The following is a 19,865-nucleotide window of genomic DNA, read 5'->3' as shown; positions in this document are numbered from 1 at the left end:
GCTAGTAGGGAAGGGACTGGGGGTTAGGTTTCTATTGAACTCAACTGCAAGGACGCTGATCTGGATCAATTGCAAAATTACCATCAAGTTTTTTCGCACACAACAAACTTTGCACCCATGCGTCATCTCGACCAACTTCCCGGAAGTACTCATCTGGCAAATCATCTGGTATCGTTGCCAGTCTTTGGGCTAATAAGTCAGGCGACTGAGATAGCAGTGCTACATCATAACCCCATTGCCGTGTAGGAGCCAGATAGAAAGGAGTTCTGCTGTCATTACCTTGAATCTTATACTTAAAATCATTAGATTGAGTTGATATGGATGTGCTAAATGGTGCAGTGGCATAAGCACTTCGTTTAATTTGGATGAAAGAGCCGCTAATCCTAGCTTTAATGGCATCGCCTGTTCCTCCAGTTGGGTTCCAGTTTTCCATAAAGCGCACAAAGTTGTGTAAACCACCGTTATCTTCCGTAGGACGCGCTGGGGTATCTCCAGCTATTGCAATTAAATTAAAAGTAGTTTCAGTAGCTATTTGCAACCAATATCTGTGTTTTCCTGGCGAAATATTACCAGTATCTAAACTGTCATAGGCAAAAGGGAAATCTATTTGCAACACTGGTTTTTGAGACGGTGAGCCTTGTCCAGTTTGACTGGTTAACAATGGTGGATCATCAGGGTTAAATGATTCATTTCCACTTGAATCTTGTGTTTTAAACCAAGGGATAAGAAAAGTACCAGAAATACCATTACCATTATCTTCGGGATAACCTGGTTTATATGTACTCCAAGTGTCGTAAGGAAATAATTTTAATTTGGCAGTACCACCCTCACCGATAAACCCATAAACAACAGGTTTGCCATTGTTCAAAATAAAATTCCCATTAGCATCCCGTTGAAAAGCAACCCGTCGTGGTAAATTTTGAGCCTCACCACAATCAGGTAGTCGCGCAACTGTACCTGTCTTGATTGCACTTATTGGTTGACCAAGAATGCCATTAGATGCGCCAGCAGTTTTTTGTGAAGTTAACCCATTACAGTTACCTCCAACTGCCATTACCCAGTTTTTATTATCACTACAATCAGCAGGATTAGTTGCAATGCAAACTTCCGTTGCAAATTCCCTGGTTCTTGTTGCTAACTGAATGGGTGTTACAAAATTGTTGAGATAAGAGCTACCTTGATAAGTAGATGGAACACTGGGATCAAATGCACTTGATGTATCAAAATCTTTCGGTAAGCGGTATTTAGCGTCGCTAGTGTTTGTCACACCAGAATCGCCATCATAAAACCATTTTGTAGTAGGATCACTCTTGTAATACCAACTGGTAACATAAGAATTAAATCCACTTGCCTTGTTTCCTAAATTATCATTGGAATCATAATCTCCCTCATTACGAAAGCCCTCTCGGAAGTTATTAGAAAGTAAAGTAATAGAATCTGCCAACACAGATGCAGGACGCCATTCATCACCAGTTGTACAATTTGGTAGCCTACTATCACTTGGACGACATGCAAAATTCGGATTGCGTGTAGCTTTTGTCCGAGAATAGAAATTACTCCAATCATCTGACAATGCTGTTGTGAACTCTTGTTGAGTGTGAAGATTAAAGTTTCCTTTAACGTACACAGGCAAATTGGTAGCTAAAATCAACCCTTTCTCGGCGTCTCGATAATTATTACTTGTGCCGCGACCGATTTTTGAGCCGTTAATCAGCATAATGGCATTAGGACGGCGAGTTGGGTCAAGCTTGTAATCCACCGGGCTTTCTGACTTTTTCGCCTCTAAATCCCCAGATGATGAACTCAAATCTGGTAGCGCATCGTTGCGAGTCGCATAGATAATACCGCTATTCGGCAGTAAGTATTCTTGTGCTGGTGTTGTTCCACCAATTGTGGTTGTGCGAAGCGAGTTAATATCTAATACAGTGGCGCGAATTTCTAATGGCTGTCTGTCTTTTTTGTCCAGATCATAATCTGTACCTAAAGTTGCACCACCATCTGCATTAGTAAATGTTTCAAAAACTGTCGTAGTTGTGTTGTCTTTATGAATTGCTTTAACTTGTCTACTATCTAAAAAAGTTGTTTCTTTAATTGCACCGTGAGGAATCGGGAGAGTACCAGGAACTGAAATACTACCATCTAAAATCTGTAGGGAACAAAGAGCAGCATCAATGGCAGACTGCTCGGCAATAGTGCGATTTGCTGCTGCTTTTGCTAAAGCATTTTTGAGTGCTTCATTTGCCCAGCGCCCATTTTGATATTTTAATTGGGCTTGGTAAGCCAGTACATTCTGATAATAAGTGGTAGTCCTACTTGGAGGCGCGTAAACTATGCCATTGTTGGATCTACCACCAGTAGCATTACCATAAGGCAGTGTTGATAAATTCTTAGCTGTAGTGCTATTAGTGGGATCATAGTAACTACTCACACAAGCGATCGGCGTTGGACTTGTTGCACTGTAACCAGTAGCCTTGTAGTGATAAACTGCTGTAGCCCGCATCCGTAGATAAGGCGTATATGTTGCATTTGGTAGTGTAATTAAATTGCTGATTAGACTTGTAGCCGTTGCTACTGTAGCTGTGCTAGAAGCCACTGGCATTAGATCAGACCAGATATTTGTAGTAGCAGCAGTAGCTAGAGCAAAGTTAGAGTCTAGAAGAGCGCCTGTGGTAGTGTAACCTTGTGGCAAATAAATTCCACCACCAGTCACCACCCGTAAACCACCAACAGGGTCTTGTATGCTGTTAGGTACTGTAGCTGCTGCTAGTTCCCAATCTTTATCTCGGTCTGTAGAGCCTAAATCAGCTAGTATCTCAACGCGAGAGCGGCGTGTGCGAGGTGTAGAAGGTGTGGTTGGTAGATCCCAGTTAATACCACTAATAGTTTGCGTATCTTGAGGATTTGGACCAACAAATCCGCTTTTAGTGCTGTCCCACCAGATTTGAGGCAAATTATTACCAATGACAACCCTATCACCTAAGGATTGTTCTTTTCCGTCATAGGTTTTTTGTAATGTAGTGGGTTCCGTCGCACCAGGTATCAGCTTTCCACTGTTTGTACTTAGAGTTAAGCTAGTGTAATTAGTACCTGTCTTACCATCAGTAGGATCAGTAGGATACATCCAAGCATTGACAGGGCGTAGGATATCACCAGTGTCTTGAAGCGGACTAGTTGTAGCGTATGTACCCAGAGCATCACCCCCAAAAGAAACTTCTTTGTAAGGTACGCGGCGGGTGCGTTTTTGAAAATACAATTGTAGCTGTTGTTTGCGAAATGCAAGTTCTTCTGGTGCGGTATAACTTGCTAAACCAAGCTTATCTTTTTGTTGTTGAATACCCTTGGTAACTTCTGTAGGATCAGAATGTGTAGCGTTAGCTGTAGTGTCAGCTATTTGAGCGCTAACTAGGCGATTGATACGTTGCACGTAGGCGAGACTGTTATAAGCGATTAAATTTGCTTCGTTTGATGCGGGAGTAGTTGATTTTGCAAAATCGACTACAATAGGATCGGTAGCTTCCCCTTTTCTAAATAAATCCACTTGGGTGATCTTTGATAAGTCACTTGTATCTGTGGAGCCACCAGCACCCAAGTTTCCACCAATTACTATTTTGGCATTGTCATCATCGTAGAAGCAGGATTCCTTACTGCTAACTTGATATAGCCTGACATTATTTCCGTCTGAACCAGTGAGCAAATTACTATTGGTAAAAACTCGTCCATTTAATCTGAAGGTGGGGCCTGGGCTAATATCTATGTCATCTTCATAAAGAACAGCATTATTAACTACAGGAATTTGCACACGCTCTTGTTGATACTCTAAAGCAGAAAAGCTTTTATTACCCTTGTAAAGTTCGTACTTAGTATTAGAAGCTGGTGTAGTAGTAATAGGAACAGTTGCTGTGTAGACAAAGAAGGCTTTTTTCAACTTATTACCTATCTTAAACCAGCCAGTATTACCTACTAAGCTAGCGCTTGTGCCTAGCGTATCTCCACAATCTCCACTGACATTACCAGCAGTCATTGGTAGAGTTCTTGCCTCTAGAGAATTTCTCGCATGAGTATATGCACCACCACTTATCGGAGGATTTGTAAAGTAAATGCCATAGAGGGTGTAGCTATCAAACTTGCCGTTATTGTCGGTATCAACAGGGTACGACCATGCAGTTTTAAGTTCGGTTCGTTCACCTGTATATTGTGAGCTTTTAGTTAGCTTCAGTTGAGTTTCGTCGCCAAAGGTATATTCGTTGAGATTGCTTACCAGCGTATCGTATAGGGCGTTATCTGTTGGTGTAGCTCGTGGTAGTCGTCCGTCTTGAAATAGCTTATTTATTTTAGCTCTGGCTCGATCAATTGCCGGAGTTGCAGCATTGAGTGCAGCCTCATTTACTCGAACATTACTAGCATTTTTAGAACGCTCAAAAGATCGAAATAAAATTGCAGTTGTTAATAGGACAACAACTAAAGATACCATCGCTACCGTTGGCAATACAAACCCAGCATTTCCCGTACCACGTCTTCTATTGGTGGTAAAAAGGGTTCTTAGTAGCCAAATTATTTGCTTTTTTATTGTAGAGAAAAACTGGCTAATAAGTTTTTTTAAACAAAGTATTCCTACCTTGAAAAATTTGCGTCTTATAGACATAGAAGCTTCCCTGTCCAAGATTTTTTACAGATTTGAAGATATTTTTATAGGTGAATCAGCCTATCCTGTAGATTTTAATGAAATTTGATACTTTTGGTTTTTATGAAAATTAGCCTTTTTAAAAATTCTTAAAAAAGCAGTAGAAAATTAACAGATGTGATTTACTAAATTTATATCATGGGTTCATTTTTTGGTTAATACCTAAAAATACTGAACTTTTGAAAATTCTTTAATTTATCCTTATATAAAATACTTATGTCACATAGAAACCTGCATTCATAGACCAATTAAGCTCTCTCTAATAGAGAAATAGTATGATTTAAACTAACTTTGTAGAAATCTATTTCATCCAAAGCTAGCTTTATGAAGATGTTGCCAGCATACTAAAGTTATAGTACCCACCTGTTAAAGTAAAAATATCAGTTATGGGCAAAATAATATAAAAAATTTTAAAATCCCTCTGTAGTGGAGAGGCGGCAAAGTAAATATTCTTAATTTCAAGCAAATACGCAGTAATTAAGTTTAATAGTCAATAGCTGAATGACACATCGTTTGTACAGATTATCTATTAGAATATTGATTTGACAACATAGAAGTTGGCTTGAAAAAAATTTCATACGGTATGAGAAATCGCCGCAGGAAACCAGGCTTTAGTACAGCAGCAGTTTCAGCATCAATAGGTAGGCACTGGGAGCGGTAGGCTTCAAGCGCCTCCATCTTCTTGCTTTGAACAGAATGGATAGATATACGGTGAGCAGATGCTAATTCACCTAGTTTCAGGTCACGGAAGAGTAAAGATTTCCAGAGAATCCAAATAGGGTACTGTAAAACGTCAACCTCAATTTCAGAGTATTGAATCGCCGCTAGCAGTAATTCATAAGTTACTTCATGGTCTTTAATACGGTCTTGACGGTGAGTTACATAAACTTCTCCAGGCCCGAAGGATTTCAGGAGCTTGGCAAGTTGTTCAATTGTTTGTTGGCGCTTGCTTGCATCTAGATATTGAAGGTGACTATCTGGTTTGTCAAGAAAGTAAATTTGGCTCTTGTCTATTCCTAAGATGCTTAAAGCACAAAGTGCTTCCTGCTTACGAATTGGAACTATTTCACTCCTTTGAAACTTGGGATGTTTGCCATGACTGGCTGCTCCATCTGTGACAAAAACAATCTGGACTGGCACATTCTGTTCTCGCTTCAGTCTAATTAAACCACCACACCCCAAAACTTCATCATCCTGGTGCGGTGCAATTATCATCGCAGATTTCTGATTAACTAACATTTCCTTACTACCAATATGCAATAGCCAAAGAAACTGCAAGATACTCAGAAATTCTGGCAATTTATGATTGTATAATCGCCAAATCTTGTTTTGTACTCGACGAAGAAAGTCTTTGATGTTTAGCATTCTTCTCAATTCTGTATTAGATTTTTATATATGGCGGCTATTTCTGCTGCCTGCATATCTACTGTGCGAACAGGTTTAATACCTTGGCGTAATTTATTAAGTAAATTAGTATCTGTTGCTAATTGCTCAAGAGCTTGAGTCCAAGCGTTAGTATCGTTAGAAGTCACTAACCAACCATCAATGCCATGCCTAACAAGTTCAGCAATACCCCCCAAGTTAGAGCCGATGACAGGTACAGATTGGGAGTGGGCTTCTAATACAACTAAAGGCCCAGTTTCCAGGCATTGGGAAGGTACAGCCAGTAAGTGATAGTTAGCTAGAGTTTGGGGGAGTTCAACTCTTGTTAGTTGTTTATTCACACGAATCCGAGGATCGTTTGCTATCAAATTAAAGATTTTTTGGCGATATCGTTCATCCTGTGTTATTCCATAAATGGTCAACTCAATCTTGACGAATTGCGGTAAATCTTTAACTGCCTGTACTAAAATCTCGATACCCTTATATATATCCCAGCGTCCTAAAAAAACTACTTTTAAAGGATCTGATTGCTGTTTTGTCTGTGGTAATTTTTTGTGTGCAGTATAAGAAATTCCATGTCGAGAGAGAATGAGTTTTTCTTCAGGTATGCCGTTGATGAGTAGAGCTTTATAAAGCCAATCACACACTGTCACAATGCGGTCAGCATATTTTGCCATTTTGAGCAAACTTTTTTGGCGTGCAGCAACATAGCCAGGTACAACAAAAGGACGTACAAACCTTCCCAGATTGCCATCGTCTACTGAGGTTGGAAGATATGCACTCACAGGCATTGGTAGACGACTCAGGATAGCTTGGGGCAAATGGCTCAAACTATTGACCGTTGCAGCAGGTAGCTTTTTGCTCAAAGTATCAGCACACTGAGAACACCGCACTACATCAATTTTGCCATCACAAACTTTTTGTCCATTGAACATCAAAGTAATTCGCTGGCAAACGGGCATAGCATAGTGTACTGTCAGCACTGTTGCCATGCCTAATTCTTTAGCTAATCGCAAATGAGGCAACCCACAATATACTTCCCAATGGTGCTGATGATATATGTCTGCTTTTTGGTTGGTTAACCAATTAGCGAAATATTCAAATTTACCATGCGGCAATTGTCCATGATTCGGTTCTGTTTTGGGCGCAGGAAATACGGGATATCGATAAACTTCTACGTCGTTATATTTATAAGTCGCTTCTTTTGGGGAACCGTTACTAGCTGCTGCTATCAGGATGTCAATATCATGCGTAGGTTCCGCCAACGCTAAGAGCGATGTCTCCGACGGGCTATGCCTACGCAATTCTGGCAGTAAATCGTTAAGGTTTACTTGAATACCACCACATTTATCTGGAAAATAACGAGCAAGAGCTTGGATTACTTTCATCGGGAGGAATCTCTAGGACAGGAAATCTGCTCTTGCTATTTTATTCGCTGTATTGTGAATTACCCAGTAATATCTGTACTCCAGTTAGGGAGACGCGATAAATCGCCTTAGGGAGACGCGATAAATCGCCGTCTCTACAGGGAATTCTTTATTGACATACTACTAGATCGCCCATTCTTACCTGACGAATCAGAAAAATAGGGCGATCTAGTTTTATTTGTATCTTCTTAAGAGTGTATTAACTTTTACGATTCTGGTGCTGACTCAACCAGCTTGACGGTAGTTTGCGGCACTGATATTTTTACCAGCACTTTTTTGCTAAAAGATAGACCGTTTTCGTTTTTATCAATGATAATCGTGTCTCCAGAGATAAAAGTATTCTCCAATAACTTGGTAGCGAGGGGGTTTTCTACTTCTCGCTGAATTGCGCGTTTGAGTGGACGGGCACCATAAACTGGGTCGTAGCCTGATTCGACAAGGTGATCGCAGGCTGATTGCGATATCTCAAAGAAGATTTTTTGCTCGCGCAGGAGATTTTCTACCCGCTTGAGTTGAATACGGATGATATGCCGCAGTTCCGTGCGACTGAGGGCATGGAAGAGAATAATATCATCAAGGCGGTTGAGAAATTCTGGGCGGAAATGCGATCGCAACGCTTCCATTACCCGCTTTTGCATCATTTCATACTTGGAATCATCACCAGATATATCTAAAATATGTTCGCTACCAATGTTACTTGTCATGACGATCACAGTGTTACGAAAATCCGCAGTACGCCCTAGTCCGTCAGTAATGCGACCATCATCTAACATTTGCAGAAATATGTTAAATACATCTGGGTGAGCTTTTTCAACCTCGTCTAACAAAATTACTGAGTAAGGCTTGCGGCGAACAGCCTCAGTGAGTTGTCCCCCTCTTTCAGAGTCTACATAGCCTGGAGGAGAGCCAACTATTCGCATCACAGAATTTTTTTCCATATATTCCGACATGTCAAGTCGGATAATGGCATCATCAGAATCAAAGAGAAACTGGGCTAAAGCACGGGCGAGTTCGGTTTTACCTACACCTGTGGGGCCCATGAACAAAAATGAACCAATGGGACGCGAAGGATCTTTCATCCCCGCACGGGCGCGGCGAATGGCTGCTGCTACCGCTTCTACAGCCTCTTCTTGCCCAATAACTCGTTGATGCAAATGACTTTCTAGTTGCAGTAATTTTTGCCGTTCTGATTCCAACAGGCGATTGACGGGAATTCCTGTCCACTTAGCGACGATTTCCGCAATATCAGCTTCAGTGACTTGTTCTCGCAGCAACGTCGAACCTTGATTTTGAATTTCTAAAAGGCTGGCTTCTTTAGCTTCGCGTTCGTGCTGTATTCCTTCCAATTTGCCATATTTCAATTGAGCAGCTTTATTTAAGTCATAAGCACGTTCCGCTTGTTCAATTTGGACTCGCAGCGCGTCTTCTTCTTTCTTTAAGGCGCTTATCGCCTCTAATATCTGCTTTTCACCTTGCCATTGCTCGTTAAATATTTGTTGTTTTTCGGTCAAATTAGCGATTTCTTGCTCAATTCGCTGCAAACGTTCTTTCGTTTGGGCAGTACCCTTTTCTTCGCCAGCTAATGACAGCTTTTCCATTTCTAACTGCATAAGGCGGCGATCAATGGTTTCCAATTCGGCTGGTTTGGAGGTAATTTCCATTTTTAACTGTGCAGCTGCTTCATCCACCAAATCAATGGCTTTATCTGGTAAGAAGCGATCGCTAATATAACGTGCTGACAGGGTTGCTGCTGCTACCAACGCCGAATCAGAAATTTTGACGTTATGATGCACTTCATAGCGTTCTTTCAACCCCCGCAAAATGGAAATGGTATTTTCCACACTTGGCTGATCGACAAATACTTGCTGAAAGCGGCGTTCTAGGGCAGCATCTTTTTCAATGTGTTTGCGGAACTCGTCGAGGGTAGTTGCGCCAATACAACGCAGTTCTCCCCGCGCCAGCATTGGTTTAAGCAGATTTCCGGCATCCATCGCCCCTTGTTGGGTGGAACCTGCGCCAACTACGGTATGTAGTTCGTCAATAAACAGTACGATGTCACCGTTAGATTCTGTAACTTCCTTGAGGACTGCTTTCAGGCGTTCTTCAAATTCTCCTCGTAATTTTGCCCCAGCAATCAAACTACCGATATCTAAAGAGATGAGTTTGCGGTTTTTCAGAGATTCGGGAACGTCACCGTTTACCATTCGTTGTGCTAAAGCTTCGGCGATCGCAGTTTTACCCACTCCAGGTTCACCAATCAAAACAGGGTTATTTTTGCTACGACGAGACAATACTTGAATTACCCGGCGAATTTCCTCATCCCGTCCAATTACCGGGTCGAGTTTTCCAGCTTTTGCCTGTTCTGTCAAATCTCTGCCAAATTTTTGTAAGGCTTCATAACGGGATTCTGGGGTTTGATCTGTCACCTTTTGGCTACCGCGAACGGCTTTAATAGTAGCTTCTAGTTTGGCTGCATCTGCACTAAAGCTTTTGAGGATCTTTCGTCCAATGCGATCGTCTTCAGCAAAGGCTAAAAGTATGTGTTCCACGGAAATGTAGGAGTCTTTCATCCTGACTCTAGCTTCCTCGGCTCGGTCTAGTAAAATATCTAAATTGCGGCTAAGGTAAAGCTGATCGCTTTTACCAATTTTGGGCTGACGTTGGGTAAAGGCTTCTAGTTGCTGCTGCAAGCGGATTGGATCGACCTCAGATCGAGCTAGGATACGTATTGCTAAACTAGTGGGTTCTTCTAACAGGGCAATAATTAAATGTTCAACATCTAGCTGCTGTTGTTGATAAGCACGAACTATATCCTGAGATTTAACAATTGCTTCCCAGGCTTTATCAGTAAATTTATTTGGATCTGTAGGTTGCATCTTTATAATTTGATTTTTAGTTTAGGGAGTGGGGAGTTAGGAGTTAGGAGTTAGGAGTTAGGAATTCTTTCCTCATCACCAGTCCTTAATTATCCAAACATTCTGGGCGTATATTTGCGTGTATCTCCAGTGGCAATTTTGGATTGGTAATTGGCGATCGTTTAATCCATTACCTATTTCCTAATTTAAAACGAAAACACTGTTCTGAACGGACTTTGCTAAATGGTAATATTGGAGCAATTTCTACGACGGACTAAACCTAAGCTATTAGTGTTGTTCATTAACGATAGGATAGCGATAATACTAATAGGATTTACGCAGATGAGATCCCCTAACCCGCCTAAAAAACCGAGGCAAAAAGCGAAAAGTCTTGTGCTTCCGGGTTTACCTGCATGAGATACCAGTGTGCAGCAAGAATCAATCTCCCCAGATGTAGCTTAACTTTTCAAGACATCGGTGTGGATTTTTCTATAACTTTATTGTCAGTGATAGCTCCCTTGCTCCTTTTGCCCGTTGGTTGAAACCTCACCCGCAAATGGAGTGATTTTTCCCCCTGCTCCCTTGCTTTCTGCTCCCCTGCTTTTTCATAGGGTTTTAGTGGGTGGGTTAATTTGTTCCTTTTTAAGGCTTATCATTACCAAGATCAAAGAAATCTTCCGCTTCGTTGTTAACCCGCCTGGGAATAAATTCCGAGGCTAATAGCTAAAGTCCTCTCAAGAGGACTAAATATAAGATTTTAAGCGATTTCAATGGCTAAAGTCTTTTGTTAGGGAAAATTTTAGTCCACTTAAGTGGACTTGGGCTATCAGTCCAAGAACTTAAGTTCTGGGCGGGATGTTCGCCAATGCCACACCTTGACTGTTACAAACAAAAAAGTGGGTAACGACAAACCTTTTAAAAAGGATCAAGCCTGAACCCAAGCGTATTAACTTACTATTACTGATTATAAGAATTACTGGCTCACAAGTTGCTCTTGTGATTCCTGTTTGACTGCGGAATCTTGAGTTTTAAGTTGAATCAGTTCAATTTTATACCCATCTGGATCTTCTACGAAAGCAATTACTGTCGAACCATGTTTCATCGGCCCGGGTTCGCGGACAACTTTACCGCCCTGATTGCGAATTTCCTCACAGGTAGCGTAAATATCATCAACCCCAAGGGCAATGTGACCATAAGCATTACCCAATTCATACTTTTCTACCCCCCAGTTGTAGGTTAGTTCTATCACCGAGTTGTCACTTTCGTCGCCGTAGCCAACAAAAGCTAGGGTAAATTCTCCCCCTGGATAATCTTTTCGGCGTAGTAATTTCATACCTAGAAGTTCACAGTAAAACTTTAAGGATTCTTCAAGGTTGCCCACCCGTAGCATTGTATGTAGTAATCGCATATTGGCCTTTTCTCTGTAATTGATTTAGTGTTATTCTCTGCCAATATTTTACCTAGCTCAAAGTCTAAAGGTAGAAATGCGATCAAAGAAAAAGACAGGATAAACATTCTCTTAGCCATTTTTGGCGTTGATCCCTATCCATATAATGGAAATCTTCTTTAATCTCAGCCAATAAAGTCTCTTAACAGCATAAGCTAGCGATTGGGTTAGGCAACTGGACTGTGTGCGTAACAGACTCTAATAAAGGATAAAGTACAGATGAGTAAATTTCTAGATACTGCAATTGAAGCGATCGCAGCCCGTGAAATTCTTGATTCACGCGGTAGACCGACAATTGAAGCCGAAGTGCATTTAGCCAATGGTGTTGTTGGACTAGCGCAGGTTCCCAGTGGTGCATCTACTGGCTCTTTTGAGGCTCATGAACTGCGTGATGGCGATAAAAGCCGTTATGGGGGCAAAGGCGTACTCAAGGCGGTAAAAAACGTTAAAGAAGCACTTGCGCCAAAATTATTAGGCTTGGATGCCCTCAACCAAGAACTGCTAGACCGGACAATGATCGCCATAGATGGTTCTCCTAACAAATCCAGTTTGGGGGCGAATGCGATTTTGGGGGTTTCCTTAGCAGCAGCCAAAGCTGGTGCTGAGTCTCTGGAAATTCCGCTATATCGCTATTTGGGTGGCCCTTTAGCGAATTTGCTCCCAGTACCGTTAATGAACGTGATTAACGGTGGCGCACACGCCTCAAATAACGTGGATTTTCAAGAGTTTATGATTGTCCCAATTGGTGCAACTTCCTTTCGGGAAGCGTTGCGCTGGGGTGCAGAAGTATTTGCTACCCTCAGTCAAGTATTAGATGAAAAGGGTTTGCTCACTGGTGTGGGCGATGAAGGCGGTTTTGCCCCTAACCTAGAATCTAATCAGGTGGCTTTGGAATTACTGGTTGCTGCCATTAAAAAAGCTGGTTACAAGCCAGGGGAAGAAGTAGCTTTGGCGTTGGATGTGGCAGCTAGCGAATTTTACAAGAATGGTCAGTATGTTTACGATAGTAAACCTCATGCCCCGGCTGAGTTTATTGATTATTTAGGACAACTAGTTGACCAATACCCAATTGTGTCAATCGAAGATGGTTTACACGAAGAAGATTGGCAAAGTTGGCAATTGCTCACCCAGAAATTAGGTTCGCGGGTGCAATTAGTAGGAGATGACTTATTTGTGACTAACGCTACTCGCTTGCAAAGAGGCATCCAGGAAAAAGCCGCTAATGCGATTTTGATTAAACTCAATCAAATTGGTTCTCTTACCGAAACCTTAGAAACAATTGATTTGGCAACTCGCAACAGTATCCGTTCAGTAATTAGCCATCGTTCTGGTGAAACCGAAGACACAACGATCGCTGATTTAGCTGTAGCAACCCGCGCCGGTCAAATCAAAACAGGTTCCCTGTGTCGCAGCGAACGCGTAGCAAAATATAATCGCTTGCTGCGAATTGAAGATGAACTAGGCGATCGCGCCGTTTATGCTGGTGCTGTGGGGTTAGGGCCGAAGTAGGGACTGGGGACTAGGGACTGGGGACTAAGGGAAGAATTTTTCCCAATACCCAGTACCCAATCCCCAATCAAGGATAAAACCCCAACTTGGGCAACCCCAAAGTTTCATCCCAGCCCATCATTAGGTTTAAACACTGAATCGCTTGGCCCGCCTGTCCTTTAACTAGATTGTCAATTGCTGACATGACAATAACGCGACCTGTGCGCGGGTCAACTTCTACACCGATATAACAAAGATTGCTGCCGTTAGCCCATTTAGTTTGGGGATAAACGCCGCTACCGCAGATTTTCACCCAAGGAGAGTTGCGGTAGAAGGCTGAGAAAATTGTAATTAAATCATCTCGCACTAAACCGGGATCGCGCATTGTGGCATATACCGTTGCCAAAATACCGCGCACCATTGGGATAAGGTGGGGTGTAAATTGGATCATCAGTTCGTGACCAGCTAAGTCACTGCAAATTTGCTCAATTTCTGGGGTATGACGGTGACGGCCAATATTGTAAGCTGCTATAGAGTTGTCTGCTTCAGCTAGTAATAAGTTGGTTTGAGGTTGCCGTCCACTGCTAGATGTACCAGACTTGGCATCAATAATAGCTGTTTCTGGCACGATTAAACCTTGCTTTAAAAGTGGCGAAAGTGCAAGGAGGCTAGCGGTGGGATAGGAACCAGGACAGCCAACAAGTTGAGCTTCGGCAATGCGATCGCGATAAAGTTCTGGTAATCCATAAACTGCTGTAGCTGCAATTGTGCGATCGCTTCTCTCAATGCCATACCAATTTGTATAAGTTGTCAAATTACTAAACCGATAGTCTGCACTCAAATCTAGTACTTTACATCCTTTTTCCAACAGTTTGGGCGCGATTTGGCAAGCTAGACCATTTGGTAAAGACAAGAAAACTACTTCACAGCGAGGAGCAATTATTTCTGGTTCTACTGCTTCTATTAGCAGGTTAGTTGCATGAGCCAGATGCGGGTAGAGATCCCCAAAGGATTTCCCGATACTGCTTTCATCGCCTAAATAAACCAGTTCGACTTCTGGATGATCCATCAGTAGCCGTACTAACTGTACTCCGCCATAGCCCGACGCGCCAACAATCCCAACGGGTACGCGTCTAAATTTGCCCATGATCTGAAATCCTTATCCCATGAATGGTGAATTCGTTATCAGCTATCAACAATATCAGCGACTAGACGCATAGCGTACAAAACACCTGAAACCCCTCTACTTTTTTCAGATGCCGGTAAGTAGTGACGCGGCGAAATTGCCAAATATTGTATTTGTCTCTCTTGTCTCCCTTGTCATGTTCATTCTTGATTGTCGTTGCTTTATAAACCCCGATTTTAGGGGCAGAGATTTTTGCTAGCTTATCAAATCATTGCTAGTCTACTCCTCTGCCTTATAAAGGAGCTACAATCTAAAAGAAGAAATTGTTAAAAAAATTTACGTTGGTAGCTGGAAATCTTTCTGTGTCACAGCCTAATACTAACCAAGCTTTTAAATTTGATTCGATTGATGCCGCCTTAGCAGACCTAAAAGCTGGTCGCGTCATTGTAGTGGTAGATGATGAAAATAGAGAAAATGAAGGCGACTTAATTTGTGCCGCCCAATTTGCCACACCCGACATGATTAATTTCATGGCGGTGGAAGCTAGAGGGCTGATTTGTTTGGCAATGACAGGCGATCGCTTAGACGAGCTAGACTTACCCTTGATGGTAAGCAACATTACAGATACTAACCAAACTGCCTTCACTGTTAGCATTGATGCCGGCCCAGAATTGGGTGTAACCACAGGCATCTCAGCAGAAGACCGTGCCCGCACTATCCAGGTTACTCTCAACCCAGCGACAAAACCCACCGATTTACGTCGTCCTGGTCATATTTTCCCGATTCGGGCTAAAGCTGGAGGCGTACTCAAACGCGCAGGACATACGGAAGCGGCTGTGGACTTAGCCCGACTAGCAGGATTATACCCAGCAGGAGTAATTTGTGAAATTCAAAACTCCGATGGTTCAATGGCGCGGTTGCAGCAATTAGTCGAATATGCGAAACGTCACAATTTAAAAATCATTAGTATTGCGGATTTAATCAGTTATCGCCTACAGCACGATCGCTTAGTGTATCGTGAGGTTGTTACCAAACTACCTAGTGAATTCGGTCAGTTTGAAATTTACGCCTACCGCCATACCCTGGATAACACAGAACACGTTGCAATTGTCAAAGGCGATCCAGCTAACTTCAAGGATGAGCCAGTAATGGTGCGGATGCACTCAGAATGCTTAACTGGTGACGCTTTGGGTTCTTTGCGCTGTGATTGCCGGATGCAGTTAAATGCTGCACTGAAAATGATTGAGTCTGCGGGTCAAGGTGTAGTTGTATACCTGCGTCAAGAAGGACGGGGAATCGGCTTGATTAACAAGCTGAAAGCCTACTCATTGCAGGATATGGGACTGGATACAGTAGAAGCAAATGAGCGTTTAGGATTTCCGGCTGACTTGCGAGATTACGGCATGGGGGCGCAAATGCTCATGGATTTGGGCATTAAAAAAATACGTTTAATTACAAATAATCCCCGTAAAATTGCTGGAGTTAAGGGCTATGGGATGGAAGTAGTCGATCGCGTTCCATTGTTAATTGAAGCCAATGACTACAATTCCTATTACCTAGCGACAAAGGCGAAAAAGTTGGGTCACATGCTGTTACAGACTTATCTGGTAACAGTAGCAATTCATTGGCAAGATGACCCGGAAGCTGTGACAGAACGTTATGAACGCCTAGAAAAACTGCGACACTTAGCGAAAAGTAATGATTTATTGTTGCAGGAAGAAGCGCGTCCCTTAGCGATCGCTATATTTGACGAGCCATCTTTGACAGTACACTTGGGTTTTGATCAGCCAAAAGTTGCTAGCACTGATTGGTATCAACAAAGTGGTCATCCTTATATACAGGCTATCTTCCAAATTCTGGACAAACTAGCAATCTTGCCTTACATTCAAAAACTAGAATTTTTGATATCTTCTGGTTGCGATCCCTTGAGTAATTTACAAGTCCAACTAGATAGACAGACATTCTCGGATGGTACACTGCCTTCATCGATTAGCGATCGCCTGGAGACGCAGCAAATTTATAGCTTTAGCAAATAGCTTGGTTGAATAAATTTTGTCGGGTGTGTTATCGCCAAAGCGTAACGCACCATTTTTTATCTACTCACCCTATATATTGGTCTGACCTGACGATAAGTATTAAGTAAGCTGAGAAATTTATTCCCATCAAAATTTATCGGGTCAACTTTTTTACCAGAGCGGTCTACTAAATGGTGCGTAGTGATGCGATCGTCTGGGACTTGGCTTTGAGCAATTAACCAAGCAAGAGAATTATATTGAGCCTCCGTATAACCGCTATGGGTTTGTTGGCTGCTAGCGTCATAACTATCTGGCGGTGTTTCTAAAGAAACATGATAAGCAAAATTATTCACAGACGCAGGCAAATTCGGATTAGTCTGCACAGTTTCCACTCCCTGTGGAGTCTCAAATACTGAGTTAGCTGCACCAAAAGCCCGCTTTTCTGGGGGTACTAGATAAACCACCGTTCCGTCTAACTTGATTAAAGCGTGGTAACTTGCTTGCACACTTTCATCAGTATGGGCTACTTGAAAGAAATTAATGGCGCTGGAAGCAGAATAACCAGTTTCATGGAGGACGATAATTGGTTGATTGTTGAGAGGAACGCCGTTAACATCTTGGGCATACCGTTCTCCATAGTTACTTGGATCAACTGAAGCAACTTGATAACTCGGTCTGTACTGTGCAAAAGCTTGAGTGGTTACGTACCTTGCTACAGGCTTGTTAATCTTGACTGGGGACTTGATAACATTTTGAGATTTCTTCTCTGGCTCTTTTGCTGATTGAAATTGCGCCTGGGGATATTGACTGAAAGCTGCAACCTGTGGATTGGATGCACGGGATATTGTCGGATTATTTTGTAATTTTGTCGCTCGTCCAATTAGCAGCACTAAAATTAAAGCCATGAACATCAGCGAGATTAGTAGCACCCTAGTCGCCCAGTCTTTAAACCTCATGTTTCTAATACCCGTAAAACGGTAGATTTTAATTTATAGCTAAACTGCCGTGTCAGTTGTAGAGGCGCATTTCTGTAAACCTCTACCGCTTATGGTATCCAAATAATAATCGCTATAACACCTTAATTCTAGTCAAATATACGTTTATAATCCCTGCAATAGTGCTGTTACGAGCTAACTACTAGCAGCTTACAAATATATTACCCTTTAGCTTCTAACCTGGCTCGAAGATAGGTCAAAATTGCCTGCGTTCCCTGTTCAACAATTTCAGGCGGCGGCGAGCTTAATTGTGGATTATTAGAGAGGAATAGCTTAGTCAAGTTGGAGAGTTGGCTGATTTCTGGCGGTAGCCTGCTGAGTTTCTTGTTATGGAGGGATAGCACCGTTGCTTTTTCCCTGGCATCTCGTTCAATAATTTGCAACAGTTCTTTGTTTGTCACCTGCAAACCTCACTAACTCTGTAGCGATATTTACCAAAATAGTGTATCGCAGGTTATAGGGAATGGGGCTAGATTAATGTGTTCTATCTGCGTAGGAAGGGCTGTAATATATAAATTAGTAGGGTGCGTAGCCGTAGCCCGTCGTAGACATCGCAACCCTTGCAATAACATTCACTCATCCACGAGTATAAAAGACTCGCTCACGAGTATCAAAGGTGCGTTACGCTTTCGCGCCCATTTCCAACAACCGCCTCAGAATGAATTCTGAGGCTAACAGCTAAAGTCTTCTAAAGAAGACTGAGAAGCCGTTTTAGTCCACTTTAGTGGAGTTGGGCTATTAGCCTGGAACTTTGAGTTCCAGGCGGGTTAGGTAGCAATACGATTTTCCTTAACTTTCGCGCTAACACACCCAAAGACTACGATCGCTTTATAATTGCGATGTTTACGACAGGCTACGCCTACGCATCACCAACGCTACAGGCGATCGCTTTATGGCATACATTGAATATAGTTAGCAGTCGGCAATTCCATGAATATTCGTCAAGAACTTCTAAGTCTGATTGAACAACTGAATGATGAGCAGTTATCAGCATTGCTTGATTTAGCTCTTTCTTTCAAGAATGGCGAAAAATCTGTTAATCCTGCTATTGAGTCTCAGGCTTATCAGGATTGGGTAAGTCCTGAAAATGACATTTACGACGAAGTATTTGCTGATGAACTTACAGCGCGGTGATGTTGTGTTGTGTCGAGTTCCCATGCCTTCAACCGGATTGGCACAGTTTAAAGTTCGCCCTGCTGTTGTAATTTCGGCAAATCAATTGAATCAAATTCTTGATGATTTGATGGTTGTGCCTTGCACTTCCAACACTAATCGCCCTTTAACTGTGACGCAATACTTAATAACGGGTGATGAAATTGCCAGTGCAGGTATTAGAGTTGAGTCTGTAGTTCGCTGTGAGTCAATTTTTACATTAAATAAATCTTAGAACTTACGCATTGACAGAAAAGCCAAAATAACAGATAGAGTTTTCAAGGCTGATAGCTAGATTTTTCAATGAGATTTTAGCGATGCCTGCGGCGGGCTACGCCTACGCACTCAATCAAAGGTGATTGATAAAAGCCCGAAACAACGTATTTAGGTTGATGCACAAGATAGTTATTTTGTACAGTGCGTAAGTCCTAAATCTATGATTCTCAGAAAGCTGGGTTTTCTTTCCTCTGAGGCGATTAATCAGGTGAATTTTTGTCTAATAGCGGCTTTGGAATTATAAATTACTGCGATCGCTTTATAATTGCGATGTCTACGACGGGCTATTCGGCGTCGTAGCGATGAAACCAATCCATCACTACTTATCCCAATTCTCTTGATGGAGAAACGGTTTCGTTAATTTGAGAAGATGGTTTATTCAAAAAGAAATTCCAAATTCTTTGAATAGCAATTATTAGAAAACCAATCACAATCACTCCTGCTACCACTGGTAAAGCTAGCGCTAGTACAGACAGTCCGATTGCGATGAGCAATTCAATAGTTGACACAACTGGATTGGTTAATCCACCAGAAACGCCAGTAGAACTTATCCGCAATATATTGGTTAATCCCTGAGTTAATCCTGCGGTTCCACCACCTGCAACTAAAGCTAACGTCCATTGCACTAGTGGATTCATATCTGGAGCAACAGATGCTGTGACGATTGTCCCGGCGATAAATGCCGCAGGAGTGGCTACAATATCCAGCAGATGATCCAACCAAGGAATGTAATAACCGATAATTTCTAGCAAACAAGCGACGGCAAATACAATTACAGCTTGAGGTGTTTCCACCCAATCAAAGTTAGTCGGTAAATCTAAATGTCCAAAAACTGAAGCCACACTCAACGCTAGCAGTGGTACAAATACTCGGAAGCCAGCCGCCGCACTCAAACTAATCCCCAGTAATAATTCAATAAATGTATTGAGATTAAACAAATAATTTAAATCCATAGTAAGACTCAAGTTATACTCCTGGTGTTTTTTCCATCTTTGATCTGAACGGAGTAATACCAATTCA

Annotated in this window: 13 protein-coding genes; 4 read left to right on the top strand and 9 right to left on the bottom strand. The window is 42.1% G+C overall.

The window, feature by feature from the left end; translation table 11 throughout:
- Positions 1 to 40 precede the first annotated feature (40 nt).
- The 5 genes from hpsA to gloA form a co-directional block, all read right to left on the bottom strand.
- Positions 41 to 4,642 carry a hormogonium polysaccharide biosynthesis protein HpsA gene (gene hpsA / locus CDC33_RS27675; protein WP_109011650.1) on the bottom strand — a complete coding sequence of 1,534 codons (4,602 nt, stop codon included), beginning with the start codon at positions 4,640 to 4,642 and terminating at the stop codon, positions 41 to 43.
- Positions 4,643 to 5,203: 561 nt separating this feature from the next.
- A complete protein-coding gene (locus tag CDC33_RS27670) occupies positions 5,204 to 6,046 on the bottom strand; it encodes a PIG-L deacetylase family protein (protein WP_109011649.1) in 843 nt (280 codons plus the stop codon).
- A 5-nt stretch (positions 6,047 to 6,051) separates the two neighbouring features.
- Entirely contained in the window at positions 6,052 to 7,452 is a 1,401-nt protein-coding gene (locus tag CDC33_RS27665; RefSeq protein ID WP_109011648.1) for a glycosyltransferase, read from the bottom strand.
- A 245-nt stretch (positions 7,453 to 7,697) separates the two neighbouring features.
- Positions 7,698 to 10,367 carry an ATP-dependent chaperone ClpB gene (clpB, locus tag CDC33_RS27660; protein WP_109011647.1) on the bottom strand — a complete coding sequence of 890 codons (2,670 nt, stop codon included), beginning with the start codon at positions 10,365 to 10,367 and terminating at the stop codon, positions 7,698 to 7,700.
- A 952-nt stretch (positions 10,368 to 11,319) separates the two neighbouring features.
- Positions 11,320 to 11,754 carry a lactoylglutathione lyase gene (gene gloA / locus CDC33_RS27655; RefSeq protein WP_109011646.1) on the bottom strand — a complete coding sequence of 145 codons (435 nt, stop codon included), beginning with the start codon at positions 11,752 to 11,754 and terminating at the stop codon, positions 11,320 to 11,322.
- Between the two features lie 258 nt (positions 11,755 to 12,012).
- Here gloA and eno point away from each other — a divergent pair, with 258 nt between their 5' ends.
- Positions 12,013 to 13,302: a phosphopyruvate hydratase gene (gene eno, locus CDC33_RS27650; protein WP_109011645.1), complete on the top strand. Its 1,290-nt coding sequence runs from the start codon at positions 12,013 to 12,015 to the stop codon at positions 13,300 to 13,302.
- 67 nt (positions 13,303 to 13,369) lie between these two features.
- Here the strand turns inward: eno and argC are convergent, their stop codons facing one another.
- Positions 13,370 to 14,428: an N-acetyl-gamma-glutamyl-phosphate reductase gene (argC, locus tag CDC33_RS27645; RefSeq protein ID WP_109011644.1), complete on the bottom strand. Its 1,059-nt coding sequence runs from the start codon at positions 14,426 to 14,428 to the stop codon at positions 13,370 to 13,372.
- Between the two features lie 341 nt (positions 14,429 to 14,769).
- Between argC and ribBA the strand changes: the two genes are divergently transcribed.
- A complete protein-coding gene (gene ribBA / locus CDC33_RS27640) occupies positions 14,770 to 16,443 on the top strand; it encodes a bifunctional 3,4-dihydroxy-2-butanone-4-phosphate synthase/GTP cyclohydrolase II (protein ID WP_109011643.1) in 1,674 nt (557 codons plus the stop codon).
- Positions 16,444 to 16,499: 56 nt separating this feature from the next.
- Here ribBA and CDC33_RS27635 read toward each other — a convergent pair whose 3' ends face one another.
- Both CDC33_RS27635 and CDC33_RS27630 read right to left on the bottom strand, forming a co-directional pair.
- Positions 16,500 to 17,378, bottom strand: coding sequence for a peptidoglycan recognition protein family protein (locus tag CDC33_RS27635; protein ID WP_109011642.1), 879 nt, complete (start codon positions 17,376 to 17,378; stop codon positions 16,500 to 16,502).
- A gap of 200 nt (positions 17,379 to 17,578) precedes the next feature.
- The gene (locus CDC33_RS27630) at positions 17,579 to 17,818 is read right to left on the bottom strand and encodes a leucine-rich repeat domain-containing protein (RefSeq protein ID WP_109011641.1); all 240 of its coding nucleotides are present in this window, start codon (positions 17,816 to 17,818) and stop codon (positions 17,579 to 17,581) included.
- Between the two features lie 529 nt (positions 17,819 to 18,347).
- On the opposite strand from CDC33_RS27630, the gene CDC33_RS27625 reads away from it, so the two are divergent.
- On the top strand, positions 18,348 to 18,551 hold the full coding sequence (locus CDC33_RS27625) for a hypothetical protein (protein ID WP_109011640.1): 204 nt from the start codon (positions 18,348 to 18,350) through the stop codon (positions 18,549 to 18,551).
- Positions 18,532 to 18,804, top strand: a complete 273-nt coding sequence (locus CDC33_RS27620) for a type II toxin-antitoxin system PemK/MazF family toxin (protein WP_109011639.1) — start codon at positions 18,532 to 18,534, stop codon at positions 18,802 to 18,804. Before CDC33_RS27625 ends, CDC33_RS27620 begins: the two co-directional genes overlap by 20 nt.
- A gap of 364 nt (positions 18,805 to 19,168) precedes the next feature.
- Here CDC33_RS27620 and CDC33_RS27615 read toward each other — a convergent pair whose 3' ends face one another.
- Entirely contained in the window at positions 19,169 to 19,798 is a 630-nt protein-coding gene (locus CDC33_RS27615; protein WP_109011638.1) for a DUF4126 domain-containing protein, read from the bottom strand.
- Positions 19,799 to 19,865: the final 67 nt, after the last annotated feature.

The organism is Nostoc commune NIES-4072 (genome assembly GCF_003113895.1).
GTDB lineage: Bacteria > Cyanobacteriota > Cyanobacteriia > Cyanobacteriales > Nostocaceae > Nostoc > Nostoc commune.
This window is presented reverse-complemented; position numbering and strand designations above follow the sequence as displayed.

Bases quoted from the DNA above. Each gene is read 5' to 3' on its own strand.
- clpB (WP_109011647.1), bottom strand. From the start codon at position 10,367: ATGCAACCTACAGATCCAAATAAATTTACTGATAAAGCCTGGGAAGCA.
- gloA (WP_109011646.1), bottom strand. From the start codon at position 11,754: ATGCGATTACTACATACAATGCTACGGGTGGGCAACCTTGAAGAATCC.
- hpsA (WP_109011650.1), bottom strand. From the start codon at position 4,642: ATGTCTATAAGACGCAAATTTTTCAAGGTAGGAATACTTTGTTTAAAA.
- eno (WP_109011645.1), top strand. From the start codon at position 12,013: ATGAGTAAATTTCTAGATACTGCAATTGAAGCGATCGCAGCCCGTGAA.
- argC (WP_109011644.1), bottom strand. From the start codon at position 14,428: ATGGGCAAATTTAGACGCGTACCCGTTGGGATTGTTGGCGCGTCGGGC.
- CDC33_RS27625 (WP_109011640.1), top strand. From the start codon at position 18,348: ATGAATATTCGTCAAGAACTTCTAAGTCTGATTGAACAACTGAATGAT.
- CDC33_RS27635 (WP_109011642.1), bottom strand. From the start codon at position 17,378: ATGAGGTTTAAAGACTGGGCGACTAGGGTGCTACTAATCTCGCTGATG.
- CDC33_RS27620 (WP_109011639.1), top strand. From the start codon at position 18,532: ATGAACTTACAGCGCGGTGATGTTGTGTTGTGTCGAGTTCCCATGCCT.
- CDC33_RS27665 (WP_109011648.1), bottom strand. From the start codon at position 7,452: ATGAAAGTAATCCAAGCTCTTGCTCGTTATTTTCCAGATAAATGTGGT.
- CDC33_RS27670 (WP_109011649.1), bottom strand. From the start codon at position 6,046: ATGCTAAACATCAAAGACTTTCTTCGTCGAGTACAAAACAAGATTTGG.
- CDC33_RS27615 (WP_109011638.1), bottom strand. From the start codon at position 19,798: ATGGATTTAAATTATTTGTTTAATCTCAATACATTTATTGAATTATTA.